Source organism: Oceanobacillus sp. FSL W8-0428 (genome assembly GCF_038004405.1).
Lineage (GTDB): Bacteria > Bacillota > Bacilli > Bacillales > Amphibacillaceae > Oceanobacillus > Oceanobacillus sojae.
Map to the genome: position 1 here is coordinate 1,010,373 of NZ_JBBORB010000001.1, position 26,036 is coordinate 1,036,408.

The following is a 26,036-nucleotide window of genomic DNA, read 5'->3' on the forward strand; positions in this document are numbered from 1 at the left end:
ATTGTTTACCCCCTTTGGAGATAGCTTTTTATTTCTTCATTTACTTCTTCTACACCAAGCCCTGTTAAAAAAGGTACCCCGCGGAGCACTGGAATATCGGTATCTAAATTTACTTCTGCTGTACTGACAATTACATCTGGATTCACCGATTGAATTTGTGAAGCTATTTCAGAAGTGCGGCACTGATAAAATTCAGCCTGATATCCATTAGACTCTAAATATTCTCTTATCTGTTCTATCACCGATGTAGACGTTGCAACTCCTGTACCACAAGCTACGATAATCTTATTCATGATTTTTCTCCCCTTTTCTATTAATTCCATGTGTCTATCAGTGAAACAATTTCTTTTGCCGACTGCGCCTTTAATACCAAATTTTTCTTTTGATTATCCCTGAAAAGCTCCATCACCCCTTTCAATACATTCAAATGTGCTGAACTATCTTTTAAAGCTAATACAAAAACGATATCAGGATATATTGACTTTTGTTTATTTTCCATTAGTTGAAACGTAATATCACTATTTAACTTAATCACGCTAATAATAGAATGATTGATATGTTCTGTTTCTGTATGCGGTATAGCGATAGAACAATCTTCCATCAATAATCCCGTTGGATGTTCCTGCTCTCTTTCTATTAAAGCTTGTTTAAAGGAATCTTTGACATATCCCCCTTGTATCAGTTCATTACTAATACATCCAAATAATTCCTGTTGACTTGAAGCCCCCTCAATATTGCTGGCTATAAATTTATAACTCAGGCCTAGGCTGCTCATTACAATACCACCCCTCAAAATGATTGCGCTTTCATTTCTTTTGTTAAGTATATAGTCAATGGGTTGTTGGGTCAAGTTATTTTTTTATTTAATTAATTCCGTATAAAATCTGCATCTGTCTCCTCGTACAATCGAACGCAGATAGCTTACCGGACGCTTGTCCAAGTCATAATCCACTCTATCCAGTAATAATCCTGGCATTCCTGGCTTAACATCCAAATGCTTACTTTCATAATCACGAATCAGGACTGGTTCAAATACCTCTTTCGATGAAACGACACTTATATTATACTTCTGCTCCATGAAAGTAAATAACGTATTCTTTTCTACATCCTCTTTTGTTAAATGAGGTACAATTTTTTTAGGCAGGAAAGTAGTTTCAAAAATTAAAGGCTCATTATTAGCACATCTGACACGAACTAGTTGAATCACTTTTTCCTCCGTATCAATCTGTAATTGCTTTGCAACACTTTTTTTAGGGGTGACTTCATCAATATCCAAAATAATATCATATGGATTCAGCCCTTTATCCTTCATCACCTTGCTGAAGATATAAAAACTGGTTAAAGACTGTTCCACTTTAGGCTGAGCCACAAAAGTACCCCGTCCCTGCTGACGATAAATCAAGCCTTCATGAACCAAATCGTCAACTGCCTTTTGTACAGTATTTCTGCTGACTTGATATTTTTCCATAAACTGATGCTCCGATGGGATTTTATCATTCGGTCTCCAATTCCCGGAATCTATTTCTTCGCGAATCGTTTCTTTCAGCTGATGATAAAGAGGTACAAATTCTTTATTTAAATCTGGATTATTTTTCATCACATTCACTCCCCAATAAATTATTTGTATAATTTATTATAGAATACTTATTCCAAATAGGAAAATATTACTCTTTTAAAGCAGGTTGTTTTCATCCTTATCTAATAAGTTTATATTATCTTTTTTTAATAGTGGGCAGGGAATATTATTTAAGTGGTTAAAAAATCCCCATAAGCCACAGTTCTTCCTGCTCGCTTACGGGGCATCTTATTTTAAAACTATCTCTTACTTTTCAATCCTAATTGTACTACCTGGCTTCACATCAGCCATCTCTTTCTCTTCTAAATAAAGGGAACCAGATTGTCCTGCCGTAGTACTTCCATCAAATTTCAATGTGATATGACCTAAGTCGTTTAAGTTCTTTCTTACTGCATCACCAACACTTGTGATCTGATAAGAAACATCATCTAATTTTAATGTGTCCCCTGCTGCAATGTCCTCATCCACAGATACTAAATCAATCACGTAGCAGAAATCCGCTAATTCACTTGGTGCATTATCTCCGAATAAAATCATCATTTTTTCTGCTTCAAATGCTTTTGCATCTTTTCCGATACTTTTAATTGTTGTTTGATACATGTTAAAACACTCCTAAATTTATTAATCTCTTTTCTTTTCCTCTATTATTTGTACAGCCCAAAGCTTGCCAGCCAGGCGACAAATACCCTTGGCACACCATTTAAGAATCTGGAATACAGAACAGATGGCACACCGACTTCAATTGTTTTTGTTTCTGCTTCTGCAAGACCTAAACCTACAGGGATAAAGTCCGCAGCATTTTGAGTATTAATTGCAAATAATGCTGGTAATGCCAGATTTGGCGGGATGTTCCCTTTACCAATCTCTACACCAATTAATGTTCCTAATACTTGTCCAATAACTCCGCCAGGTCCGAGTAACGGGCTTAAGAATGGTAAAGAACATACAAAACCGATAACCATTAGTCCCCAAATATTTCCTGCCAGCGGAGACATGATATTAGCAAATAAATCGCCGATTCCAGAACCTTGGATAATACCAATTAACAGAGCAACAAACCCCATAAAAGGGATCACAGTATGCAGCATGGTTTCTACAGCATCACGGGAAGCCTGATAGAAAGTGTTAATTACCTTCCCTGCTCCTAAACCAATTTTAGTAAGTAAGCTTTTATTTTCTTGCTCTGCTCTGGTTTCCATTATCTTCTTATCTTTAGAATAGGTTGCTTCGGACTCTGTCTTTTCTTTCTTTTCTGTTTCTTCAGAAGAAGCCTGCTGAACTGTCTCAGAAGCTTGTTCAGCTCCTTCATCTTCACCAGCAACACTTACTTGATCCACATCTACATTCGATACATAAATTTCTTCTGTAATATACTGTCTTAATGGACCACTTTTCCCTGTCGCCATAATATTAATCGTCGGGATACCTTTTTGAGGATAGATACCACAGCGTAATGTCCCTCCACAATCAATAACAGCAGCCATAATTTCATCTTCTGGAACGGATGTTTCAAAGCCGTTTACCGCGGAGGCGCCGGTAATTTCACAAATTTTATCTACAATGGCAGGCTTATGACCGCCTGTCACATACATTACTTTATCTTTTTTACCATTTATACCGATTACTAAAGGACCACCGAAACCGCCAGAGCCTTTAACTATTTTAACTTTTTTACTCATGGTCTCCACCTACCCTTCTATGTTAACTTTTTTACTTAATTTTACTTTTTGCTGTTTTTCTACATAGCTTGTTGTAAAGTCAGTTACCCAGCCGCCAACAAAGTTCATTACTAAACCAACTAGTAAATAACGAATTGCTAAATCTGTCATAGGTAATCCTAATTGTTGAATCCCGCTTGCAATACCTAAGAAAATAAATAATTCCGCCGGGTTAATATGAGGGAAGATACCATTACTTGTATGTGCGAACTGCCCTGCAGCTGCAAAATAGCTTGGCTTGTACTTTTCCGGTAAGAATCTGCCTAATGAATGGAGCATTGGATTTGCCAGCATAAATGATCCTAAGAAAGGTAACACCATATATCTTAATAATGGGTTCCCTGCTGATTTTTGGGCAATTTTATTAATACGATTTTCCCCAATTAATTGAATTAAGGTATTCATTGCAATAAGTAACATAAGAACTAATGGTACAATGGATCCCATCCAGTCAATAAACGTATCTGCACCTGTTTGGAATAGGTTGATAAACCCTTCTGCTAATTTAACTATGAAGTCCATGTTTCTTAACCCCTTTCTTTGTGAACATTTTATTTACTTTATTTACAGCCTTCATCATTGGTGAAGGGATTCGTTCGATCTCTCCGCCTGCCTGCACCACATTAAATGTATGCTGTGCATCGATAATGGCCCGTGTTAAAAGCTTATTATAATCTGTGAAATCTTCTTCCTTGAGCTTATTCATCTTCTTGCCTTCTAAGCCCTTCAGCTGCTTAAATCTGGAAAACACGGTTACCCCTTGCATATAACGTGCTTCCTCGATTTCGTTTTTATTATTTAATTGAAATAAGACAAGTGTTCCTGATCTGATAATTGCTGGACGTCTTCCAATAGCTACACGGCCCTTTTCCCTGAGCTCTGTGTAATGCTTTGTGAAATGTTTGATTTGTACAAAGCCAAATAAATATTGGACAATAAAACCGACAGCTAAAATAATAATCAGCATGATAAAAAACATAAGCTATTTCCTCATTTCTTGATTCAAAGTATATGCAAACGAAGTATAATCCGTATCCTTTGTTAATTTATTCAGCAGATAACCATTGGTCGTCATTGCCAACACTTCTTCGTACACTCTGATTAAAATGGCTTCATTTCCAGCCTGATCTGGTGTAGCCAGCATAATAACGATATGAACATCCTGATAATCGCGTAACGGTTTATCTAATAAAGCAATCTTCATAAAAATTCCGTTCTGATGATGGCTCACATGAGGAAAGGCTAATTTCCCCGTAACGGTTGACTTCATTTGTTCCCGAGCAATAATACGTTCTGTGAAATCCTCGTCAACTTCTCCCTCCTCGACCAGCTCATCAGATAAAAAGCGAATAACATCTTCGTAGTAATCAAATGTATCGACATGATAAAAATCTTTCTCCTCAATAAAATCTACAAGGACACTTTGATTGAATAGCTTTTTATTCTTCACATCTTTATAAACCAGGAATTGCTCGATTTTTAATTTCAGCAATTGTGTATCCAGTATATTCTCGATATAGACTACCTTATTAAATAGACGGTTTGTCCAAACAGTAGAGACAATCAAATCAAATTGTTTGATATCCTCTGTTTCGAGCACCTCTTCATTAAATACCTCAATGTCAATTTGATTACTAAAGATCTTCTGTAAATTTGTTGTTAATAGCTTCGATGCACTTAAGCCCTGGTTAGTAATAATAGCAACTGATTTAATATCCCGGATTTTCTGTTCTAACTGCTCCAGGTACACACTAAAATATAATGAAAGAAAACCAAGCTCATTAATCGGCACTTTCAAATTTATTTCTTTTTTTATATTTTCAGCTAAAACATTCGATAGCTCATAGGCGAACGGAAAACGCTGCTGCACATCCTCCATCAAGTTGTTATTTACCTTCACACCGAAAATCAAACGATTAATTAAATGTTTGATGTGAAGCTGAATATCTTTACTAAACATTGATTCATCAATTTTAATTGTGTAGTAATAATTGATGTCTTTAATCGTATTCTTTATAATACGATTAAGCATTGAATGCTCATTTTCATTAATTATTTCATCTATAATGGAAGCTCTGCGTCCAAGGAGCTGCAGAACAATAACGAAAATTTCCTCATTCGGCTTTTCTAAAGCATACTTATCAGTAATTGCTTTTTTTAATGCTGCAAAGCTTGTAAAATCTTCTGATTCAAATACCTGCTGATCCATATCTAAATCTGTCTCAATAAAGTATCCTTTTTCAAGCCTTCCCAGTGTCACTTGAACAGCTAATTTTAATCTGTCATAAGAAGACTCATCTAACCTGTATTTCTTTTTCAAATCTAATAAATGCTGTTCGATTTGGTCAGAAATCTGCTGCTCCTGATAACTATCAGGAAACTGTTCAATAATCACCTTGCGAATGGCAATTTCATTACCTTCCAGCTTTAACCCGACATTTTGCGTTCCTTTAATATCCACTGGATAAGATTGCAGTTTGTCTTTTAATTCTGTCACAATATTATTGACAACACTTTTGCTTAAGAATAGCTCTTCAGCAATCTCATCAATTGTGCTCTTCTGATGATCTAATAAATGATGAAAAACAGCGCCAAGTCTATCCTTCAATTCATTCTCATTGCTGCTTATTTCCTGTCGCAAAATTGCCAGCCGGTCAAAAAATTGATTTTCATCGCGGATAAGCATCGACAGAATATTATGCTCTTTCATAATTTGAGAAGTGCCTTCAAAATAATCATTAACTTGCGCTACATAATTGGACAACGTTCGTTGTGATATATTCATTAGATGGGAAAGTTTTTCAGCTGAAATATGATCCGATATAAGCACTTCTACGATTTTCAGATGCTTCTTATTAAGCTCCATAACCTCTCCCCTATTCTAATTTGGGGATTAACCTCTTGATTTACCCCCAGAGATATTGATTGTTGTTCCAGTAATATAGCTTGACTTCTCAGAACCTAAGTAGCATACCAAATCAGCAACCTCTGTTAATTGACCAACACGGCGGATTGGAATTGACTTAGAATAATCTCCATTTAGTTGATCTACTGTGGTATTTCTTGTATAAGCAAGCGCCTCTTCATATTGCTGCGTTCTTAATCCTGTTTCTTCCAAGATTCCTGGTGCAATCGCAACAACACGGATATTGTGTTTCCCTAATTCTTTTGCCCAGCTTCTTGTAAAGCCGATTAATGCTGCCTTCGTTGCTGAATAGATACTTTGTCCCTCAGATCCTTCTTGTCCAGCTTCACTGGCGATGTTGATAATAACACCTTTTTGTGCTTGGATAAAATAACGTGAAACCTCCTGACTAAAAAGGACAGGCCCTTTCAGGTTAACCCCAAGCATAAGATCGAGATCCTTCATATTAATTTCATACTCAGGCTTCTCTCCTTTTGCATCCACTAATAGTCTTGGTAAATTAATACCTGCATTATTCACCAATACATCAATTTGAGACCGCTCTTTTAAAATAGAATCGACCGTTCCGCGAACTGCTTTTTCATCTGTTACATTTGTTTCTTTAAAATGATAGTGCGGATGATCAATCGGATTGTCACGTAAATCCGTGTTGTATACAATAGCATCATTATCCAGGAATGACTGAACAATTTGTCTGCCGATACCAGATGACCCGCCTGTTACAATGACTACTTTATTCTCTATATCTAACCAATTATTTGCCATTATTATGCCTCCTCTTGTTCTTCTCATTTCATTATATTGCTAACCGTTTTCAAAATTAATTTGTTGTTTTGTGCAGATTGGGGAAAAAGGGAAAATAATTATACGGGAAATGGAGAAACTACAAGCTGACGTTATATTTAAACACTGCAGGAATAAGAACAAGATGAGGTGACAACATGGATAAAGCAAAAATATCAGAAGAAATTCAAAAGATTTTAGATGTTTCAAAAGTCGGTGTCTTATCAACTTCACATAATAACGTGCCCAATAGCCGTTATATGGTTTTTTATCATGATGAAGCAATATTGTACACAAAAACAGACGAGGACTCCCCGAAAGTAGAGGAAGTGGAGAGTAATCCGCAAGCGCATATTTTACTAGGATATGAAGAAACAAAAAATAAAAGCTTCGTGGAAATCAGAGCAAAGGCAGAGATTATCGATGATCAGGAAATTATTAACTGGTTATGGGAAACACAGGATAAGACCTACTTTGACTCAAAAAAAGATCCGGATTTAACTGTCCTCAAACTGACTCCAGTTCAAATTAAAATTATGAATAGCGATAAACTTGATACACCTATGACGATTGAAATGAAGGATATTTTAGAATAAGACAACAAAAATCCGGGCAACCTCACTTTGGTCAAGAAAGGGTTGTCCGGATTTTCATCTACCAGCTTATCATGGTTGAAAGTTAACTCAACACACCTTTTGCTGTATCATTTTTTACAATCAGAAATACTTTTCCTTCATCCATATCTTCTTCATATTCATGCGCATCTGCATCAGCTATTCCCAGTTCCCGCAATTTTTCTCTTAATTCATCACCTGGTTTTTCAAAGTTCTGTCCAATATCTTTCTTATTATAATCAATACCAGAGGCTTCCGTATTCTTCACAATACGTGCAGTCCGGTCATCATCATGTGAAAGGATAAAAATATCATTTGAACTGATATTATTATCTTTCAACAGGTTAACATCTTTTTCTAACATTTCATCGTTTGTATAAGATTTTACAAAAGTCATCTCTTATTACCTCCTTAAAATGTTACATTAATTGTTTTCCCGGTTCACATAAAACAAAACTTCCTTTAACGAAAGATTAATATCATAAGGTCATGCGCCTAAAAATATGACTAAAAAACTGCCTCCCTTCGGGGCTCTCCTGGATAAATCAAAACAAAATTTAAAAGCTAAATAATATCCAATGGTTTCTTTTGTTTTGGTGCAGGAAATTCTTTTTCAATCAGCTGCAGTTCTTCTTCTGAAAGTTGGATCGTTTGAGCATCTATATTTTCCTGAATATGCTTTTTATCACTGGATTGCGGGATAGCCAGTACATCATGATGCCGAATTGTCCATGCTAGCATAACCTGAAATACCGTTACATTATGCAGCTCTGCAATTTTTTGAAGTACTTTGTTACCTTTGATGTTATCTCCTCTTGTATCCCCTTGGGCAATTGGAGAATAAGCAATAGTTGGAAGTGCGTTCTCTCTCTGCAATGGCAGTAAATCATATTCAATACCTCTGCTGGCTATATTATATAATACTTGATTCGCAGTACAATTCTCTCCACCTTGCAGCTTCCACATTCCTTTCACATCTGCAATATCAAAATTGGAAACACCCCAATTTCGAATTCTGCCACCCTTCACATACTTTTCTAATGATTCAATGGTTTCTTCCAGTGGTATACTGCTTTTCCAATGCAGCAAGTACAGGTCCAGATAATCTGTACCTAATCGTTCCAGAGAATTCTCAAGCGAACGTTCCAGCTCTGGCTCCTGTGCATGGAACGGATAGAATTTGGAGATCAAGTAAATATCTTCCCTTTTTATATCCTGGATAGCCTCACCGATGAGATTTTCTGAATTTCCTTCTCCGTACATTTCAGCAGTATCAATCACTTCAATCCCATTTTCCAGTCCGTACCTCAGAGCTTCTATTTCCTTATTTCGTTTTGAAGGGTCCTCCCCCATATGCCAGGTTCCCATACCAATCGGGAATAGATTTCTCCCGCCTAATTGAACCATTCTGCAGCACCTCTTTCAAATTTCGTTTATTTTTTACTATTCCCTTGAGAGAATGTAGATAAACGATTGGCTTGAGAGCTTCTAACTGTCTGTTTATTGGAACAGTCATCACAGACTTTAAGACATCAAAAAGTATTATTGACAGTTTACGAATCCATGGTGTTGACGTAATTACTGTTGAATAAATAATATTCCTTCTGCTTCCCTTATAATAGAATGGTAAATTCATCCTTCTGGTATCAAAATGGATTTGCCATTCTCTTTTTATTCACTTAAAAATCACCAATTATCTTCTTACGGATTTACAGTATATCCCTTAATTAATTCCTTCAAATGACATTTTTGCCTCCTGTCCTAAATTTCTATCGAGAACACTACCAAAATAAAAATATTTCAGATACTATAAGTTTAAACTCCTGTTAAATAGTTTGTAACTCTTAATATACAAACGCTCCCACAAAATGTAAGCCCTTCAGCGTGGGGCAATAACTCCTAAGATTGAAGCAGAAAGGCGGTCATCGTATATGCGCAGAATAGATAGAGTGGCTAGAGAGCTTAAAAGAATGTCAAAAAGTATATCCAAAAGTGAATTAATAGAAGGATCCTTTTCAGGATTCACAGCAAAAGAACTTAGTGAAAGCTTGCAAATTGCCAGAAACTCTGTCAGTGAAGATTTAAATGAACTGGTTAAAGAAGGACGGGCAATCAAAATAAAGAGCCGCCCTGTATACTTTTTTGACCTTCAAATATTAGAGTATCGATCCGGGCAGAAAATAGAGGTTCCATCTGATCAGTATTTAAAAATAAAAGACTACTTTAAGTCATCGGAAAATCAGGTAGATACAGTGAAATATTCTCTAGGTGATAATAGTAATCATATTTTCAATGAAATTATTGGCAGTAATGAAAGTATGGAGAAGGTTATTGCCAAGCTCAAAGCAGCGATGCTCTATCCGCCGTTTGGCTTAAATGTATTACTCACAGGTGAAGCCGGTGTGGGGAAAAATAAAGTTGCAGAAACTGTTCATAAATATATGGAAAGCTATCAGCAGCAATCGATCCCTTTTATCTATTTTAATTGCTCCGAATACCATAGCAATCCAGAGCTGCTTACTTCTCATTTATTTGGCCATGTAAAGGGAGCTTTTACTGGAGCTGACGCTGATAAAGCAGGATTGATTGAGAAGGCAAATAATGGATTCCTTTTTCTGGATGAAGTACATCGATTAACATCTGAAGGGCAGGAGAAATTGTTTACTGTTTTAGATCGCAGAAGCTACTCACGAATGGGCGAATCTCTCTATCATCCAGTAAATATACGCATTATCTGCGCAACAACGGAAGATGTCCAATCTGCTCTGCTGCAGACTTTCTTGCGCAGGATCCAAGTAGTTGCACAGATTCCTTCTCTTGCTGAACGGACAGAAAAAGAAAGGTTGGAATTAGCACTGTCCTTCTTCCAGCAAGAAAGTAATCAAATAAAGAAGTCATTAAAGGTTTCTGAAGAAATCTTAAAATTTATTGCCAATCAGAATTACCCGGGGAATGTCGGTCAGATGAAAAGTGATATTCAATTGATTTGTGCAGAAGGGTACCTGCACAGTATGACCAAAAATCTAAAAACCATCTCTATTGATTATAATTTAATAGAAGATAAAAAACTTCTCCCTGCATCAGCAGATGCTGACGAACAACGGGAAGAAATCTTTTTTATTCCCGGGGACCCTTCTATCCCGGCAGACTCATTATTACAGCTGCCGAAATCAAGCAAGCAATTAGACCCTTTCTACTCATTATTGCTCAAGGAATATAAAGAATTACAAAGCAGTAACCTGTCTCATCAGGATATTTCAGCATTTTTACGGGAGAAAATTCAATCTCATTTTGACTATACGTTTCAACAGAAAAACGTAGCCAGAATCCTAGAGTACGACAACCCGATGCATTATAAAATAGATAATGTTGTCTCACATATTGAAAAGTCATTGCAGCTGTCTTTTACAAAGCTAAAGAAAAATATCTTAATCAACCATATTTATTCTCTTATTTCTATTGTAAAGAATACACCGGCAGACAGCTTATTCTTGTTTGATAAAGGGCTCGTTATTAATAAGCTTGATTATTTTGAGGAGGTAAAAAATATATGTACACATATAGAGGAAACCTTTCAACTAAACTGTCCACCGGTGGAATTATCATTTATGTCTTTATTTTTACAAAGGTTATTACATGAAGACAATACGACTGAAAGGAAATATGATAATGACATTATTATTATCGCTCATGGCGAATCCACAGCCTCCAGTTTAGCTGGTTATACAAATAAACTGTTCCAGAAAAATGTTATCCAGGCAATTGATATTCCTTTTGAACAGCCTGTAAATGAAACACTGAATCTTCTTAAGCAATTAGTGGATAAACAAAACATAAAAAAACTGGTGCTTCTCGTTGACGTCGGTTCTCCGATGTATTTTGGCAATATTATATCCAAAGAATTTCAAATCGATGTTTTGATGATTAAAGACATTAATCTATTGTCTATCATTGAGCTGATGAATGTCATCATGTATGAATCTACTGATTTTAATTATCTGCTCTCAGCCATGCATGACAGGGATTTAAAGGTCGTTCTCTATCAAAAAGAGCTGTCCTACGATAGTCAGGTCATTATCATAACCTGTGCCACAGGCATTGGGGCAGCAATAAAAATTAGAAATTTATTACAGGGTACCTTTGGAGATTATTTGCCTTCAAATCTGCGATTACTGACCTTAAGCTATGAAGAAACAAAAAGCATTGATAAACTATCCAGTTATTTGGAAGAGCATGAATACCCATTGGCAATGATCGGCACCTTTGAAACAGATCTTCTCGATGTGCCTTTTATTCCATTGGATATCCTTTTTTCCGAAAAAGGAATTGAAAATTTAATGGTTGTACTTGGATATAATATGGATAGTAAGTCGAGCAAAGTTATTCAGGAAGAAATTTCATCTAATTATATCCAAAATGTATCCTTAGAGGCTATCGCTAATTACATCGATGTTCTAAATCCTCAAAAACTGTTAATAGAAATGAAATCAGTGTATGAACACATTTGCAGGCAATTGGATATACAGCCTTCCATGCTTATTATGCTGCGTTTCTTAATTCATTGCTGTTGTACAGTAGAAAGACTCGTATCAGATGATAGTACTATTCTTAAATCGAAAAACTTCGATCCAGGTTCTTTGGATAACCAAAAAGAAATAAGTGTCATCAAACTGTCACTGCGTCCAATTGAACTGTCATATGATATAAAATTTCCTGCTATTGAAATAAAATATATCTATGAGGTTTTATTTTATTAACTCTATAAAATCTATGCTGCCAGCTATTATCTGGCAGTTTTTTTATGGAATTTAAAAATACGACAGATTATTGGCATGATTTTTGCTAATAAATTGGCAAGGAGGTGAAATGAATGGTAGAAAGGCCAAAAACATACGAGATTTTACTATTAACACATGGCGGCTGGGGAATGACGCTGAAGGAAAAACTGACCATGATCATTGGAGAAATACACGGCGTCAGTGAGGTAGCTTTAGAACCATCTGATACTACAGAAACCTTTCTCCAAAAGGTAAAAGAAAAGGTAACGAAAATGCCTGCTGATTCGCTTATTCTTACTGATATTGCTGGAGGGACAACCTCTAATATCGCATTAACATTCAGTAAAGACTATCAAATAAATATTTTATCCGGATTGAACTCCATGATGTTAATGGAAGCTATTATGCGGCAAAAGCAGCCCTTTACAGCAGAAAGCGTGGCACAAATAAGAGAAGCTGCTTTATTAAGCTGCCAGCACCTGCGGCTGCCTGACCTTAAAAATTAAAAGAAACTTTTTTACCTTTAATTGTAATCGCTTACTTAAATGCAGAAAATAATATTTTTTAAATTACTTAGGATTGCCAATCAAAAATAAACTTTAGGGGGAAATAAAAATGGCAGAAATTCAATTAGTGCGTGTTGATTTCAGATTAATTCATGGGCAGGTAATTACGAAATGGCTCAGACAAACATCTGCAAACCGTATAGTAATCATCAATGATGTTTTAGCTGCAGACGACTTTATGAAAAATATTTATGTAATGGCAGCACCGCCAAGCATTGCAGTAGATGTCTTTTCTGTAGACACTGCTATCGATTTATGGAACAAGGACCAAATGGGCAGCGGTAACTTATTTGTCCTTTTCAAGGATATTGAAACAGTCTACCGTTCTATCCAGAAAGGCCTGCCTATTAAGGATATCCAAATTGGTGGATTGGGAGCAGGACCTGGAAGGGTTGCAGTTTTTGGTCCTATCACATTAAATGAAGAGGATTCCGTTATGTTAAAGGAATTAGACGAGGAAGGCTGTAACATTTACCTGCATCAAGTACCCGATGAACCGAAAATGGAAATTAAAAAGGCTTTAGAAAAATTTCAATCTATTAAAAAATAGACATCCTATAAGAAAGGAGCTGTCCAAATGAATTTATTGGTTTCTATATTATGCGGTTTTTTATACTTTATCGGTACAAGCCGAATCGGATATGGCTTATCAACTGCAACAGGATCTCCACTTTTTTATGGATTGATTCTGGGTCTGGTATATGGAAAGCTGACAGAAGGATTAATTATCGGGGCTACGATACAGTTGATTTATATCGGTATTATCAATACAGGCGGAAATATGCCTGCTGACCAGTCACTTGCAGGAATTATCGCTATTCCAATTGCATTACAGACCGACTTATCGACAGAACTTGCTGTTGGACTTGCAGTTCCCTTTGGTGTACTCGGCGTGTTTTTAGACCAGATAAGAAGGATTTCAAACTCTTACTGGATTTCTCAAGCCGAAAAACATGCTGAAAATTTAAATCAGAGAGGAATTTTCAACTGTGCGATTACTTATCCAACAATCTTGCTCTTTTTTATTACTTTTATACCTGTATTTATTATCACACTGGTCGGCGCAGATACGGTTACCTTTATCATGGACGCTATGCCACAGGGAATCATTGATGGATTTAGTGTAGCAGGCGGTATTCTTCCTGCACTCGGGTTTGCCATTATCCTCTTAATTATTGGAAAAAGAGAGCTTATGCCCTACTTTTTCATCGGCTTTTTTGCGGTAGCTTATCTGGGAATAAATACAATGGCAGCCGCTGTATTCGGTACCTGTGTAGCAGCTATCGTTCTCTTTAATTCTATCAATCAAAAAAAGGAGTTGAGCTAGAATGACTTCAAAGCCTGCAGATCCAATTAAGGAAGCTGAAAAAAGAGCTTTATCGAATAAAGATTTATTTAAAACATTTGCACGCTGGTATTCGGCGGTTGAAGTAAGTAACTCTTATGAACGATTACAAGCCTTATCCTTTTGCTTTGCTTTATCCGGCAGCCTCCGGAAATTATACAAAGGAGATGATGAAGGCTATCGGGAAGCTCTAAAAAGACATATACAGTTTTATAATTCAGAAGGAACATTCGGCTCTATGATTCATGGTGTTACTTTATCTATGGAAGAAGAAAAAGCAAAAGGAAACGAAATTACAGAAGAAGTTGTAACAGGCTTCAAAACGGGTTTAATGGGTCCTATTGCAGGTATTGGCGATACATTAATCTGGGGGACGCTGAAACCTATTATTCTGGCATTAGCCTGTTCCCTTGCGTTAAATGGAGTTTTTGTCGGGGGACTCATTCCTTTCCTCTTTCCGATGGCGATTGTTCTTATTGGATTTGGAATGTTGAAATCCGGATATCTATTAGGTAAAGAATCTGTTATGAAGCTGATGCAAACAGGTTTAATTAATAATATTATTACGAGTGCCAGTATTCTGGGACTGTTCATGATGGGAGCATTATCATCAACCTATATCAAAATTTCTACTCCTATCCAATTTTCCGTTATGGATTCCGATCCAATTGTCTTACAGGATATTTTAGATCAAATTCTAGCAGGGGTATTACCGCTCTGTGCAGTTTTCTCAATTTATTTCTACTTTAAATATAAAGGGCAAAATTATAATAAATTAATTATTATGCTGATTGTTATTTCATTGGTTACTGGGTTCTTCGGGATACTTTCAAGCTCATAAACTATCTATATAAAGGAGTTTTTACATGGTTATTGATAAAAAAAGCTACGATTCTTATTTAGATTCCAGATTAGAAGAGCTCTGGGATATGGCTCAATATATACATGCACGTCCAGAGCTTGCATTTGAAGAAAAAGAAGCTTGTCGTGTACAATGTGAATTTTTGGAGGAAAATGGTTTTGAAGTAGAAAGAAATCTGGGCGGCCTGGAAACTGCTTATAAAGCTACTTTTCAACATAAGCCTGGTGATTTAACTCTGGCTGTTGTGTCAGAATATGATGCCTTGCCAGAAATCGGCCATGCATGCGGCCACAACTTAATTTGCACCTCTGCTTTAGGTACTGCATTAGAAACAAAAAAATTTATGGAAGACAATGAAATTGCCGGTACATTTATCGTCATGGGTACGCCTGCAGAAGAATCCGGCGGTGGGAAAATAAAACTGCTGGAGCAAAATGCTTTTGATGGTATTGATGCAATCGTGTTTATGCACCCCACCAGCGATACAACCAGATTAGCGGGAGAATGCATGTCCTCCAATTCTATCCGGATTGAGTTTGAAGGGAAGTCAGCTCATGCTTCTTCCCATCCTGCTAAAGGGATTAATGCTTTGAACGCGGCCAACTTATATTTTGTAGCGACCGGACTGATGAGACAGCATTGTAATTCTGATCTCCGCTTATCAGGCATTATTGAAGATGGCGGAAAGAGCACTGGTCAAATTCCTGACTTTGTTTCTATTAAAGCATCATTGAGCTGTTTTAAAGCAAAGGATTTAGAGGATTATACAGAAAGAGTCCGTAATTGCGCAGAAGGAGCAGCACTTGCTACTGGGTGTAAAGTAAATATCAAGATTAAACCAGGCTACTTAGGCAGAGTTCCTAATGAAATATTGTCCGAAGTTTGCAGAAAAGAACTCATTGATATTGATGAACCTGTCATGGATGGAATGCCTTTTGATTATGGCGGTGAGGATCTTGGAAACGTATCAAGGGTTATCCCTATTTGTAATCCTTATGTGACCATTTTTCCTGACTATAAAATTTCAAACCATACAGAACAGTTTAGAGATTTAGCTGATTCTCCTGCCGGGAAACGCTGTATACAGGTAAGCAGTAAAGCAATGGCAAGAACGGCAATGGAGTTATTTATGAACCCTGAAATTGTGAACAAGGCAAAAGAAGAATTAAAAGAACGGATGAAGGATGAGTAATGGATTAACCCTATAATTATCTCTTCAGTTAAAATAGCCACCCTCATTCTTAAGGGTGGCTAAAAAAGTATTATTAAGTCAAAATAACTATCACCACAACTATAAGAACACCGGCTACAATGATAGAAAGCCAATCATCCATACAAAAACCTCCGTTTAAGGAATCTCTATCTGAATACGCTCCCGTCCTTCACCATCTGCATTAATCACCCAATAGCTGTAGTCCGGCTCAGAAGTAGCAAACGCCTTATCTACTGTGACAATCAGTTTATCCTGATGATTAAAAAAGACTGGTTTTGTAACATGCTCACCAAATGATGTAATCTGCTCTGCCTGCTTCGACTCTAAGTCCATTCGATATCCTTCGTAAATATAGGTGCCATTTTCACTTGTTCTGGCTACGTCAGAGAAAGCGATATAATTCCCGTCCGATGACAACACAGGGGAATATATCATGGGTACACCGGTAGCAAAATCCCCTATTGGTGTAACAGTTGTTTCGTATCCATCTTCAAGATTATAAAACACTAGCTGATCTCCCCCATCATAGCTTCGATACATTAATGCTTCTCCATCTGGCGTTGAATCTAAGTCAGACATATCATAAGCCGCTTCGTCTGTGATCTGCTCAATCTCTTCTGTATTCAAATCAATGCGGTGAATATCGAAATCATGAGGCTGCTCTGACGCAATTGGCGAGTAATTTGTGTACACACCTGCTTTTAAAAAATATAAAGACTGCCCATCTGGTGAAAAAGCTGCCTCTGTCACTAATCCTTCCTCGTCTGTCAGTTCTTTTACCTCTCCATTTGCACGATTGAGGAGCATTAGTTTTCCAAGCGGGTGTTCCTCCTCTGTTTCCCATTGCTCTACATAGGCAATTTTCTCACCATCCGGGGAGAACGTTGGATTAAGAAGGTAGTTCCCTTCATCCGCTTTCGTTACCAGCTCTGCATTTCCACCGCTGACAAGTGCTGTATAAATTGCGGATTCACCTTTATGTGCATAAACGAAGGTAATCTCTTCATCATCCGGTGAAATATCTGCAGACTCACCGAAACCGGTGTAACCTTCCGGACCTCCTGCTAAATATCCCGTCCCCCATAAAATGAGAAATAACAGGATTATAACAGCGATGAAGCTTATATTTTTTATTGTTAGTGACATTATTTCACCCTCCGTTAGAAAATCTCAGAATGATAAAGGCCAATACAAGAGCCGCTACAGAAACCAATAAACCTGTCGCCAGAGATAAAGCCGGCTTTTTTGCGATAAAATTCATTTGGAATTTATAAAAAATCAACCAGATAAGAATTGGAATCAGCGTAATAAAGGCATCTATACCTATGCCGCCGAAGAAAAGAAATGACCATAGAAAGAACAAGCTCAAAATAATAACAATAACTCCATACAACAGATTCATAATATAACTAAACTTCACAAGCCCCTGTTTTTGGTGTTTACCATCTATCCGGCTGGTGGAATAATAAGAATTTCGAAAAACAAATACGAAACCCATCCCAACCAGAATAAGCAAATAAGCACTGAAAAGTATAGCCTGCCACTGTGATAAACCTTGCATTGACACTATATTGATGCCATTCCAGATAATATTGATTAAAAGCAGAGCATTAAGTAAATAAAAATAGCGCCCGACAATTGAAATATTAATGGCTGCCAACGTAACGATAGTGCCTGACAGCAATTGAACAACCAGCCAGACTGGAGATGGTTCATGAATAACAAAGGAAAGATGCAAATAAAAAAGAACTCCGAATACAATAGTGCAGATACCTATTAAGTACAATAATCCCCGTTGAAATGGATACATCGATTCCTGCAGCTCTTGTCCTATCCGATTCGATTCCCCAAACGCTGCTATTACTTTTTTCTCTGCCTGCTTTTCAGAGAGGCCCTCGCTGATATAATCACTTTTCGCCTCGTGTAAATGACTGAGCAGCTCTTCCCTTATTTCCTCACGTTCGCATTCTGTGCTTTGCATTTGTATCAAGACCTCTTCTACGTACTTTTCAATCCGGTTCATGATAAATCTCCAGACGTTTTCGTGATTAATTTATGAATACTATTCCATTCCTCCAGTTTTTTTTCTAAAATAGCGCTGCCTTCATCTGTTATCTGGTAATACTTCCTTCTGCCCTGCTCCACTTCTGACCAATAAGAATGAAGCCACTGCTTTTTCTCCATTCGCTTTAAAGCAGGATAAAGTGTACCTTCTCCCATGTTGTACAGCTGATCACTTTTATCTTTCAGTACCTTTACCATTTCGTAACCGTACATATCCTTTTCGGATAGCAGGTTTAACAACAAAATATCAATACTGCCCTTCATTATTTCCCGGTCCATTTTGATATCACCTCTTTCCATCATTGTAATACGATGTACATCGTAATGCAATGTAAGAGAGTGAAATATTTGGAAGGAGGAGACTATTACAATTTCCATGAGATCCGTTAGATCGGCTACCTTCAGCATTTTCACTTAATTTCTTTGAACAAAAAAACCGGACAGAGTTTGTCCGGTTTCTTTTCACGATACACCAATTACCTTCAATACAAATTCTATAAAGAACAGCATAGATACAGTAAGCAGCGGTATAGATATTTCTTTTCGTTTTCCCAAAGCTATTTTAACAATGGGATATGCAATAAATCCAAATGCCATACCGTCGCCGATGCTATATGTAAATGGAATCATTACAATAATCAACAGTGCAGGTATACATTCAGCAAATTGCTCCCAGGGCAAGTATTTAATATTTTGGGCCATTAGAAAACCAACGATGATTAATATCGGACTGATTGCAGTTGCCGGAACCATTGATATCCAAGGAATAATAAAAATAGTAGCTAAGAATAATATTCCTGCTGTTATGGCCGCTTTGCCCGTACGTCCGCCAGAAGCAATAACCGCAGCGTTTTCTGCTCCTGATACAGTAGGTGATGTCCCGAATATACCGGATAACAGAGCGGATGTTGCTGTGATACGATAAGACCTGCTATAAGCCTCTGTTTTCTTCAGCATATCTAACTGGCTCGATAAAATACCCATATTCTCAAATATCAGAATCAATGCCAGTGAAAACACAGAAACCCAAAAGGATATTTCAGCAGCGGCTGAAAATGATGGCATAAACAGCATTTCACTAAACTTGAAATGAACCGAAGCTGCTTCTTCTGTCGATACTCCGAACAACACGGCAATAACAGTCCCAATAATCATGGTAAGAAGGAAATTCGCGGGCACCCCTTTTACAAATAAGTAAATGGCAATAAATAAAGTGATTATCCCGGCGATAACGCTTGGTGAGGTAAAATCCCCTATAGCAATGACAGATTGCTCACCTGCAGTTATAATCCCGCTTTTTTCTACACCGATCAGGATGAGAAAAAAGCCTAGCCCGATTGTTATCCCATGTTTTAAGGATTCTGGAATAGCTTCTCTTAAAACGACTCCCATTTTTGTAAATGCTGTCAGCATAAATAAAATTCCTGCCATCCAAACTACAGCCAGACCCTCATTAAAGCTGAACCCATTATTTCCAATAATGGAATAGGCGAATAAAGCATTTATCCCCATACCAGGTATCAGGATAAGAGGAAGTTTCCCCAAAAACCCCATAAGCATTGTTCCTGCAAAGCTCGCCAATATCGTCGCAATCATACCAGCTTCCAAAGAAAGACCTGCCTCATTTAAAATAGAACCGTTCACGACAACAATATAAACCATTGTCAGATAGCCGATTATTCCTGCAACAATGTCTTTTTTTAATTCATTATTTTGCTGCATTACAAACCTCTATAAATTCATATCCCTCTCCCACCCGACAAAGCATAATCACTTTATCCACAAACTTCATTATTTAGTATACCCTGAAAAACCACCAATAATAAACTGTTTGAGCAGTTTATTATTGGTGGTTTACAGTTTGATATCAGGACTTTGCATCTGTTTCAGCCATGCTCTCCAACTCTTTTTTCGTAAGCTGACGATCATACGCTTTCACAAATGGGTAGTAGAGAAGTGCATCAACAATAATAAGTAAAATAACCAAGACAAAGGCTTTCCAATCTAATGTTGAAAAGAAAGCACCTAAGAAGGGTGGCATATTCCACGATAACATTGAAAAAGTCTTCTCTATCAGCCCTATAGACATACAAATATAACTAATTGCAGCATTCAATGTAGAGGTTAATAAGAAAGGAATAAGAAACATTGGATTCAACATCAACGGTATTCCAAAAATCAATGGTTCAGAAATCCCAAAAAATGCTGGTACAATTCCAACCTTGCCTACATTTTTTAATTGTTTTGATTTAGCTAAAAATAGCAATAAAATTGCTAATCCGATAACAGAACCGCAACCTCCAATCACAGTAAAGTATGTCCAAAAGGAGGTCGTAAATATATTTGGCAGCTGTTCTCCCGCCATCTGTGCAGCAGCGTTGATAGATAAATTCCCGTCACGAATCGGCCCCATGACCCCAGCAAGTGCGGCATCATGAATACCAAAAAACCAAAATAAATGCGTTAATGCCGTTATAAAAATAACAAAACCTAGACTATCCGCCGACTTAAAAGTTGGTGATAATACATCAAACAAAGCTCTTCCTAAAGTAGTATCAAAAGAATGAAACACACTAAAAACAACCAGAAAACATGCAATAATAATCATTCCTGGAATCAAAGATGCAAATACATCGCTTAAACTGGCTGGGACACTTGGAGGCATTTTGATTTTACCGAATTCTTTTTGCTTCATAATCCGATATAACTCTGTCGTTCCAATTGCTATCAGGATGGCAGGTAACAGCCCTTTCCCATCGATAAAGCTGAACTCTAAAGTTTTTGTTTCCCAGCCCAATTCCTGGGGTTGTGTAACTAATAGGAAAAAGCCCATGGTCGAGAATAAAATAGGGATAAAAGAATTAATTTTATAGAAACGGCAAAGAAAATGAGTAATCCCTATACAAACGTATAAAGCCATCGCACCCAATGTGAATGAAAACACCCAATTCAGAACAGTTGCATTGTTTAATGCAAAGTTTTCCCATGCAAGCAGGAAGCCATTCGTTGTTTCCTCCGTCACTGGAGGAGAACTTACGATTGCTACAAGCCCTCCTGCCAGTGTAATAGGAAGAAGACTGATAAAAGCATCACGGATTGAGGACAAATGCCGTTGCTGTCCTAATCTATTAGCAACGGGCATTACTTTATTTTCCATCAACGCTGTCACAGAGTTAAATTTACTCATGATGATTTCTCTCCTTCATAAAATTGCAGCGCATCTCTTAATATTCCTTCCGCATCCATGATACCGTATTTTGCTAAATCAATTGTCATAGCAGGCAGTTCTGCATTTTCCTGAATTTCGTTTAATTGAAATCGAATTTGCGGTCCAACCAGAATAACATCCACATTTTCCAATTTATCCTGATATTCACTAACTCCGACAGCTTTTACAACCGCTTCTCCTTTAGAAGAGTCTTCCATTTTACGTGCCAATATTCCTGAAGACATCCCCGCATTACAAACGATTAATATATTTAACATTGTATTAACTCCTCTCGATAGCAGCCCCATTGGACTCACAAACTTTTTTATACCAGTAGTAGGATGATTTAGGCTTTCTTTCAAAGTTGTTTTCAAAATCTACTCCAACTAATCCGTAGCGTTTTTCATGGCCATTCTTCCAGGAATAAAGATCCATCGTTGACCAGATAAAATACCCCAATACCTCTGCTCCGTCATCAATAGCATTTAGAATAGCGTTAATATGTGCATTTAAGAAATGTATACGGCCTTGATCATCAACGGATTTCTCATTTGGCACATCTTCATAGAAAGCAACACCATTTTCCGTAATAAAGATTGGCACCTTGTATTTTTCATATGCCCGCATAATTCCATGATATAAGCCTTGTGGATAAATTTCTGTATCCCATTCGGTATAAGTGGAATCCGGGTTGTCAAACACCTGTTCAAACCAGCCTTTTACAACCACTTTGCTGGATCCTTTTGCTTCTGATCCTTTATTATTAATGCGTAAGATACTCTCTCCGCCGGTATATGGCTTGATAAGCGCTCTTGCATAATAGTTCAACCCGGCAAAATCAACGGTATTATGCTTTATAGCTTCAAAATCCGCTTCTTTCATAAAGCTTAAATCATACTTTTCATTCAGCATACCCAGCATATCAATCGGAATCTCACCTTTAATGGCCGTGTCTAAAATCCAATTATTAAAATAGTTATCTGCTTTCCGCATCGCAATTTTTGTTTCCAGACTGTCATCCACACCAAAAATAGGAGCATAGCTGTGAACGATTCCAATTTGACCTTTCATTTTCATCTCTCTAAATAATTTTACTGTTAAAGCATTGGCAAGCATCATATAGAAAGAAGCCTGAATCGTTTTTTGCGTATCGTCTATCCCAGGAGGATAATTCCCTATTTTATAGCCGCTGAAGACATAGTATCTCGGTTCATTAAAGGTAGACCAGTAGGTTACTTTGTCTCCATATTCCTCGAAGCAGACCTTCGCATATTCTACATAAGCATCACAGATTTCACGTTCAGCCCATCCGCCTTTGTCTTCCAGATATTGAGGCAGATCCCAGTGAAATAGTGTTACAAACGGCTCAATCCCATTTTTCAAACATTCATCAATAATATTATGATAAAACTGAACCCCTTCCGGATTCACTTCACCCTGATCATTTTTGATGATTCTGGGCCAGGCAATCGAAAAACGGTAAGCTTTATGCCCGCCTTCCTTCATTAAGCGAATATCTTCTTTGTATTTATGGTAATGATCAGACGCATCATTTCCATTCTCCAAATTATTTTCATGCAAGTATACGTCCCATAAGGAAGGTACTCGTCCTCCTTCATTCCATCCTCCTTCGCATTGATAGGATGCCGTCGCTGTTCCCCATAAAAAATCTTTATTAATCATTTTTTTACCTCACCTTCTAATTTTTTATAGATATCTATGACCTCATTAGCCAAATCAATTGTAAGTTGTCCCATCATAAAATGATCTTCACTGTGCATTAATAACAGGGACATTTCTGTTTTGTCCCCTCCTGCTTCCTTTTGAATCATGTCTGCATGTTTTTTTTGGGCAAGGAGTAACTCCTCTTTTCCCTTTTCAACGCATTCTTCTGCTTTATCCCATTCTCCAGATTTCGCAAACGAAATTGCTTCCATTCCATAACTGCGAGCATTGCCGCTGTGCAGGATCAATCCAAAAGAAACTGCTTCTGTTCCTTCTCTTAAACTCATCGTGATGACACCTCTCTATCTGTTCTCTACGTAGTCTATCATAGCTCCAATAGGTATTCGCAGTGAAATAATTATTTGCCTATCCAGTTAGGAAAAGCATGACACACCCGGATAGGAAACCGGATGCCGGTTAAGCCATAGATACGTTTTCCATGACAGTTTCCTCAGCTGAATGATAATTAATTAAATGGATGATTCTCTTTTAAAGAGGAATTATAAGACTAGATTGATTAATGTATTGATTTTCAAAATAAGAGTGATTATGATTAAATATAAGAAATGTAAATACAAAAGACTCCTCTCTCTATAGTCAATATTCTCTACAAATAATTGGTGTATAAATCATTTTTTAATGATAAGGGAGGACACTATGAACAAGCGGCAAACGAAACTGGTACAATATCTTATCAATCACAATGATTGGGTAAAAGGAAATCAATTAGCAGCTTACTTAAATGTAAGCTCACGTACGATACGTAATGATATTCAAACCCTGCAGTTGACTGGGTTTAAAATAAGTTCTTCTAAAACTTACGGGTACCGTGTAGAGGAATTATCCGAAGCAGTGCAGAATTTAGAAAAAAAGAATGAATTTCCTGAAAGCGCATATGATCGCATGGTATATATTTTAAAAAGACTCCTTCATGTCTCTGAACAGCAAAATATATTTGATTTAGCGGATGAATTATTTGTAAGCGAGTCCACAATTGAAAAAGACTTATATCGGCTAAAAGATTTTATTACAAATACAGAAAGTAAAGTAAAACTGGTAAGAGTAGAAAATGGCATTTTACTTGAAGGAAGCACACGGGCTAAAAGAACACTCTGGTCGAAACTGATATTCAATGAAATAAAAGAAGATTTATTTGATATTTATGAGCTTGAAAATCATTTTAACGAAATAAATCTAAAAGATATTAAGCATATCCTCTCTGAGGTGCTCTCTGAATACAAAATATATTTAAATGACTTATCCATGATTAACATGGTTATTCATGTTGCAATTATACTCGATACCATCATCCGGAATGAACAGACAATCCCTTCAACAGAAGTTGATTATATCAGTTCCAAAGAAGAGTTGGCCGCCTCTAAAAAAATTTGCAATAAACTGGGGGATTTATACGGCATAATCGTCCCTCTGCCGGAGGTTAAATATATTGCCATATTAATTGGCGGAAAGAAAAGCTATTATAACGATACTTTAAAAGAGCATAAAAGAAAGATAGACAGCCGCTTTACAGAGCTGGCAAAGGAATTAATTGAATCTCTCAGTAATAAATTCTTAATCGATTTAAGTGAGGACGAAAAATTACACATTGATCTTTCCATGCATTTGAAATCACTTTACAACCGTAATCAACGCGGAGTTGAAATCCATAATCCTGTTTTAATGGAAACGCAAAGAAAATTTCCGTTAATTTATGATATGGGTATATTTATGGGGCTGCAATATGAATTAAAAACAAAACAAAAATTAAATGAAGATGAAATTGGTTTGTTGACATTGCACCTGTGTATTGCCTTTGAACGTCTGGCAAAGGAAAGACAAACGAGTAACAGGATTGCCATTATTTGTCCAACAGGCTTTACAACCAGCCGATTATTGAAGGCAAAACTGGAAAATATTTATGGGGAAAAAATTGGCCAATTGGAATTATTCTCTCTTTCCGACAGCTGGGATGCGATTGCCCAATTCAACCCTGACCTTGTTCTTACAACAGCAAGGGTTCCTGAAGATTTTCCTTTTTCTACGTTGGAAGTGACACCATTTCTGTCTGAAAAAGAAATAGAAAAAATTGACGCGTATCTTCAGCCAAAAGAAGAAAATTTAAATAACCAGAATGTCGCATCATACTTTAGTGAAAATTTATTCTTTCCAGACATAACAAAACAAACATCGGATGAAGTGATTGCATTTCTCTCATCTGAACTAGAGGAACAAGGAATCGTGCCGCCAAAATATAACGAACTAATTTTAGCCCGGGAAGCAATCTCATCCACTGCCTATGGAAATTTAATTGCATTGCCGCATCCTATTGAGAAAGTGGCCAGTAAAACAATTATTGCGGTTTGTACACTGAGTCAGCCGATTCAGTGGAATAATCAAAAAGTGCAGCTGGTTCTGTTATTTGCTCTCGCAAATGATAAGAGAGAACTGATGGACAGTTTGTTTAGAGAGATTATTGATATGCTGGACAATCCTAAAAAGGTGAAAAAAATATTACAAGCCAGGGACTTTGAATCCTTTGCTGAGCTAATCAGGTAATATAATTACTGCTTATAAGTAAATGATTAATTAGCGAAGTAATTTCTTAAAGTATGAACAAATAGCTATTACTAAACGAAAAGGAGCTAGGACTAGCCCCTT

Annotated in this window: 27 protein-coding genes; 8 read left to right on the top strand and 19 right to left on the bottom strand. The window is 37.0% G+C overall.

Annotated elements, in window-relative coordinates; translation table 11 throughout:
* Nucleotides 1-5 precede the first annotated feature (5 nt).
* The 9 genes from MKY30_RS04460 to MKY30_RS04500 all read right to left on the bottom strand — a co-directional run bounded on the left by MKY30_RS04460 (nt 6) and on the right by MKY30_RS04500 (nt 6,985).
* Nucleotides 6-293, bottom strand: a complete 288-nt coding sequence (locus MKY30_RS04460; protein WP_186813701.1) for a PTS sugar transporter subunit IIB — start codon at nt 291-293, stop codon at nt 6-8.
* A gap of 20 nt (nt 294-313) precedes the next feature.
* On the bottom strand, nt 314-775 hold the full coding sequence (locus MKY30_RS04465) for a PTS sugar transporter subunit IIA (RefSeq protein WP_156986151.1): 462 nt from the start codon (nt 773-775) through the stop codon (nt 314-316).
* An 84-nt stretch (nt 776-859) separates the two neighbouring features.
* Nucleotides 860-1,597 (bottom strand): GntR family transcriptional regulator, encoded by a 738-nt coding sequence (locus tag MKY30_RS04470; RefSeq protein WP_147211874.1) that lies wholly within the window; start codon nt 1,595-1,597, stop codon nt 860-862.
* Nucleotides 1,598-1,822: 225 nt separating this feature from the next.
* On the bottom strand, nt 1,823-2,176 hold the full coding sequence (locus MKY30_RS04475; RefSeq protein ID WP_147211875.1) for a PTS glucitol/sorbitol transporter subunit IIA: 354 nt from the start codon (nt 2,174-2,176) through the stop codon (nt 1,823-1,825).
* 44 nt (nt 2,177-2,220) lie between these two features.
* Nucleotides 2,221-3,255 (bottom strand): PTS glucitol/sorbitol transporter subunit IIB, encoded by a 1,035-nt coding sequence (gene srlE, locus MKY30_RS04480; RefSeq protein ID WP_147211876.1) that lies wholly within the window; start codon nt 3,253-3,255, stop codon nt 2,221-2,223.
* 9 nt (nt 3,256-3,264) lie between these two features.
* Complete coding sequence (gene srlA, locus MKY30_RS04485) at nt 3,265-3,816, bottom strand: PTS glucitol/sorbitol transporter subunit IIC (RefSeq protein ID WP_147211877.1); 552 nt, start codon at nt 3,814-3,816, stop codon at nt 3,265-3,267.
* Entirely contained in the window at nt 3,800-4,273 is a 474-nt protein-coding gene (locus tag MKY30_RS04490; protein WP_341082904.1) for a transcriptional regulator GutM, read from the bottom strand. The genes srlA and MKY30_RS04490 overlap by 17 nt, the downstream gene beginning before the upstream one ends.
* Nucleotides 4,274-4,276: 3 nt before the next feature.
* Nucleotides 4,277-6,160 (bottom strand): BglG family transcription antiterminator, encoded by a 1,884-nt coding sequence (locus MKY30_RS04495; RefSeq protein WP_341082905.1) that lies wholly within the window; start codon nt 6,158-6,160, stop codon nt 4,277-4,279.
* Nucleotides 6,161-6,187: 27 nt separating this feature from the next.
* The gene (locus MKY30_RS04500; RefSeq protein ID WP_341082906.1) at nt 6,188-6,985 is read right to left on the bottom strand and encodes an SDR family oxidoreductase; all 798 of its coding nucleotides are present in this window, start codon (nt 6,983-6,985) and stop codon (nt 6,188-6,190) included.
* A gap of 176 nt (nt 6,986-7,161) precedes the next feature.
* Between MKY30_RS04500 and MKY30_RS04505 the strand changes: the two genes are divergently transcribed.
* Nucleotides 7,162-7,599 carry a pyridoxamine 5'-phosphate oxidase family protein gene (locus MKY30_RS04505; RefSeq protein WP_156986153.1) on the top strand — a complete coding sequence of 146 codons (438 nt, stop codon included), beginning with the start codon at nt 7,162-7,164 and terminating at the stop codon, nt 7,597-7,599.
* Between the two features lie 82 nt (nt 7,600-7,681).
* Here MKY30_RS04505 and MKY30_RS04510 read toward each other — a convergent pair whose 3' ends face one another.
* Both MKY30_RS04510 and MKY30_RS04515 read right to left on the bottom strand, forming a co-directional pair.
* Entirely contained in the window at nt 7,682-8,014 is a 333-nt protein-coding gene (locus tag MKY30_RS04510) for a general stress protein (protein WP_147211882.1), read from the bottom strand.
* Nucleotides 8,015-8,181: 167 nt separating this feature from the next.
* On the bottom strand, nt 8,182-9,024 hold the full coding sequence (locus tag MKY30_RS04515) for an aldo/keto reductase (RefSeq protein WP_147211883.1): 843 nt from the start codon (nt 9,022-9,024) through the stop codon (nt 8,182-8,184).
* A 563-nt stretch (nt 9,025-9,587) separates the two neighbouring features.
* Here MKY30_RS04515 and MKY30_RS04520 point away from each other — a divergent pair.
* The 6 genes from MKY30_RS04520 (at nt 9,588) to MKY30_RS04545 (ending at nt 16,360) form a co-directional block, all read left to right on the top strand.
* Complete coding sequence (locus tag MKY30_RS04520; protein WP_339283576.1) at nt 9,588-12,374, top strand: sigma 54-interacting transcriptional regulator; 2,787 nt, start codon at nt 9,588-9,590, stop codon at nt 12,372-12,374.
* Between the two features lie 113 nt (nt 12,375-12,487).
* A complete protein-coding gene (locus tag MKY30_RS04525; protein WP_147211885.1) occupies nt 12,488-12,901 on the top strand; it encodes a PTS sugar transporter subunit IIA in 414 nt (137 codons plus the stop codon).
* A 109-nt stretch (nt 12,902-13,010) separates the two neighbouring features.
* Nucleotides 13,011-13,511: a PTS sugar transporter subunit IIB gene (locus MKY30_RS04530; protein WP_147211886.1), complete on the top strand. Its 501-nt coding sequence runs from the start codon at nt 13,011-13,013 to the stop codon at nt 13,509-13,511.
* Between the two features lie 27 nt (nt 13,512-13,538).
* Nucleotides 13,539-14,288 carry a PTS mannose/fructose/sorbose/N-acetylgalactosamine transporter subunit IIC gene (locus tag MKY30_RS04535; RefSeq protein ID WP_147211887.1) on the top strand — a complete coding sequence of 250 codons (750 nt, stop codon included), beginning with the start codon at nt 13,539-13,541 and terminating at the stop codon, nt 14,286-14,288.
* A 1-nt stretch (nt 14,289) separates the two neighbouring features.
* The gene (locus MKY30_RS04540; protein ID WP_147211888.1) at nt 14,290-15,147 is read left to right on the top strand and encodes a PTS system mannose/fructose/sorbose family transporter subunit IID; all 858 of its coding nucleotides are present in this window, start codon (nt 14,290-14,292) and stop codon (nt 15,145-15,147) included.
* 25 nt (nt 15,148-15,172) lie between these two features.
* Nucleotides 15,173-16,360: an amidohydrolase gene (locus MKY30_RS04545; RefSeq protein ID WP_147211889.1), complete on the top strand. Its 1,188-nt coding sequence runs from the start codon at nt 15,173-15,175 to the stop codon at nt 16,358-16,360.
* Nucleotides 16,361-16,516: 156 nt separating this feature from the next.
* Here MKY30_RS04545 and MKY30_RS04550 read toward each other — a convergent pair whose 3' ends face one another.
* From MKY30_RS04550 to MKY30_RS04585, 8 genes are all read right to left on the bottom strand, one after another.
* Entirely contained in the window at nt 16,517-17,527 is a 1,011-nt protein-coding gene (locus MKY30_RS04550) for a TolB family protein (RefSeq protein WP_341082909.1), read from the bottom strand.
* Between the two features lie 4 nt (nt 17,528-17,531).
* Complete coding sequence (locus MKY30_RS04555; RefSeq protein ID WP_147211891.1) at nt 17,532-18,404, bottom strand: permease prefix domain 1-containing protein; 873 nt, start codon at nt 18,402-18,404, stop codon at nt 17,532-17,534.
* A complete protein-coding gene (locus MKY30_RS04560) occupies nt 18,401-18,724 on the bottom strand; it encodes a PadR family transcriptional regulator (RefSeq protein ID WP_077602564.1) in 324 nt (107 codons plus the stop codon). Before MKY30_RS04560 ends, MKY30_RS04555 begins: the two co-directional genes overlap by 4 nt.
* 183 nt (nt 18,725-18,907) lie before the next feature.
* Nucleotides 18,908-20,167 carry an NCS2 family permease gene (locus MKY30_RS04565; protein WP_341082910.1) on the bottom strand — a complete coding sequence of 420 codons (1,260 nt, stop codon included), beginning with the start codon at nt 20,165-20,167 and terminating at the stop codon, nt 18,908-18,910.
* Between the two features lie 145 nt (nt 20,168-20,312).
* Nucleotides 20,313-21,632, bottom strand: a complete 1,320-nt coding sequence (locus MKY30_RS04570) for a PTS sugar transporter subunit IIC (protein WP_341082911.1) — start codon at nt 21,630-21,632, stop codon at nt 20,313-20,315.
* On the bottom strand, nt 21,629-21,931 hold the full coding sequence (locus MKY30_RS04575) for a PTS sugar transporter subunit IIB (RefSeq protein ID WP_339283583.1): 303 nt from the start codon (nt 21,929-21,931) through the stop codon (nt 21,629-21,631). The genes MKY30_RS04570 and MKY30_RS04575 overlap by 4 nt, the downstream gene beginning before the upstream one ends.
* Before the next feature lie 4 nt (nt 21,932-21,935).
* Nucleotides 21,936-23,333 carry a glycoside hydrolase family 1 protein gene (locus MKY30_RS04580; RefSeq protein WP_339286347.1) on the bottom strand — a complete coding sequence of 466 codons (1,398 nt, stop codon included), beginning with the start codon at nt 23,331-23,333 and terminating at the stop codon, nt 21,936-21,938.
* Nucleotides 23,333-23,665, bottom strand: a complete 333-nt coding sequence (locus MKY30_RS04585; RefSeq protein ID WP_341082912.1) for a PTS lactose/cellobiose transporter subunit IIA — start codon at nt 23,663-23,665, stop codon at nt 23,333-23,335. Before MKY30_RS04585 ends, MKY30_RS04580 begins: the two co-directional genes overlap by 1 nt.
* 370 nt (nt 23,666-24,035) lie before the next feature.
* Between MKY30_RS04585 and MKY30_RS04590 the strand changes: the two genes are divergently transcribed.
* Nucleotides 24,036-25,934, top strand: a complete 1,899-nt coding sequence (locus tag MKY30_RS04590; RefSeq protein ID WP_339283587.1) for a BglG family transcription antiterminator — start codon at nt 24,036-24,038, stop codon at nt 25,932-25,934.
* Nucleotides 25,935-26,036: the final 102 nt, after the last annotated feature.

Coding starts and splice junctions, on each gene's coding strand:
- MKY30_RS04520 (WP_339283576.1), top strand. CDS start 9,588: ATGTCAAAAAGTATATCCAAAAGTGAATTAATAGAAGGATCCTTTTCA.
- MKY30_RS04570 (WP_341082911.1), bottom strand. CDS start 21,632: ATGAGTAAATTTAACTCTGTGACAGCGTTGATGGAAAATAAAGTAATG.
- MKY30_RS04515 (WP_147211883.1), bottom strand. CDS start 9,024: ATGGTTCAATTAGGCGGGAGAAATCTATTCCCGATTGGTATGGGAACC.
- MKY30_RS04535 (WP_147211887.1), top strand. CDS start 13,539: ATGAATTTATTGGTTTCTATATTATGCGGTTTTTTATACTTTATCGGT.
- MKY30_RS04525 (WP_147211885.1), top strand. CDS start 12,488: ATGGTAGAAAGGCCAAAAACATACGAGATTTTACTATTAACACATGGC.
- MKY30_RS04590 (WP_339283587.1), top strand. CDS start 24,036: ATGAACAAGCGGCAAACGAAACTGGTACAATATCTTATCAATCACAAT.
- MKY30_RS04460 (WP_186813701.1), bottom strand. CDS start 293: ATGAATAAGATTATCGTAGCTTGTGGTACAGGAGTTGCAACGTCTACA.
- MKY30_RS04575 (WP_339283583.1), bottom strand. CDS start 21,931: ATGTTAAATATATTAATCGTTTGTAATGCGGGGATGTCTTCAGGAATA.
- srlA (WP_147211877.1), bottom strand. CDS start 3,816: ATGGACTTCATAGTTAAATTAGCAGAAGGGTTTATCAACCTATTCCAA.
- MKY30_RS04490 (WP_341082904.1), bottom strand. CDS start 4,273: ATGTTTTTTATCATGCTGATTATTATTTTAGCTGTCGGTTTTATTGTC.
- MKY30_RS04495 (WP_341082905.1), bottom strand. CDS start 6,160: ATGGAGCTTAATAAGAAGCATCTGAAAATCGTAGAAGTGCTTATATCG.
- MKY30_RS04555 (WP_147211891.1), bottom strand. CDS start 18,404: ATGAACCGGATTGAAAAGTACGTAGAAGAGGTCTTGATACAAATGCAA.
- MKY30_RS04530 (WP_147211886.1), top strand. CDS start 13,011: ATGGCAGAAATTCAATTAGTGCGTGTTGATTTCAGATTAATTCATGGG.
- MKY30_RS04470 (WP_147211874.1), bottom strand. CDS start 1,597: ATGAAAAATAATCCAGATTTAAATAAAGAATTTGTACCTCTTTATCAT.
- MKY30_RS04475 (WP_147211875.1), bottom strand. CDS start 2,176: ATGTATCAAACAACAATTAAAAGTATCGGAAAAGATGCAAAAGCATTT.
- MKY30_RS04585 (WP_341082912.1), bottom strand. CDS start 23,665: ATGAGTTTAAGAGAAGGAACAGAAGCAGTTTCTTTTGGATTGATCCTG.
- srlE (WP_147211876.1), bottom strand. CDS start 3,255: ATGAGTAAAAAAGTTAAAATAGTTAAAGGCTCTGGCGGTTTCGGTGGT.
- MKY30_RS04560 (WP_077602564.1), bottom strand. CDS start 18,724: ATGGACCGGGAAATAATGAAGGGCAGTATTGATATTTTGTTGTTAAAC.
- MKY30_RS04510 (WP_147211882.1), bottom strand. CDS start 8,014: ATGACTTTTGTAAAATCTTATACAAACGATGAAATGTTAGAAAAAGAT.
- MKY30_RS04500 (WP_341082906.1), bottom strand. CDS start 6,985: ATGGCAAATAATTGGTTAGATATAGAGAATAAAGTAGTCATTGTAACA.
- MKY30_RS04565 (WP_341082910.1), bottom strand. CDS start 20,167: ATGCAGCAAAATAATGAATTAAAAAAAGACATTGTTGCAGGAATAATC.
- MKY30_RS04465 (WP_156986151.1), bottom strand. CDS start 775: ATGAGCAGCCTAGGCCTGAGTTATAAATTTATAGCCAGCAATATTGAG.
- MKY30_RS04540 (WP_147211888.1), top strand. CDS start 14,290: ATGACTTCAAAGCCTGCAGATCCAATTAAGGAAGCTGAAAAAAGAGCT.
- MKY30_RS04550 (WP_341082909.1), bottom strand. CDS start 17,527: ATGTCACTAACAATAAAAAATATAAGCTTCATCGCTGTTATAATCCTG.
- MKY30_RS04545 (WP_147211889.1), top strand. CDS start 15,173: ATGGTTATTGATAAAAAAAGCTACGATTCTTATTTAGATTCCAGATTA.
- MKY30_RS04505 (WP_156986153.1), top strand. CDS start 7,162: ATGGATAAAGCAAAAATATCAGAAGAAATTCAAAAGATTTTAGATGTT.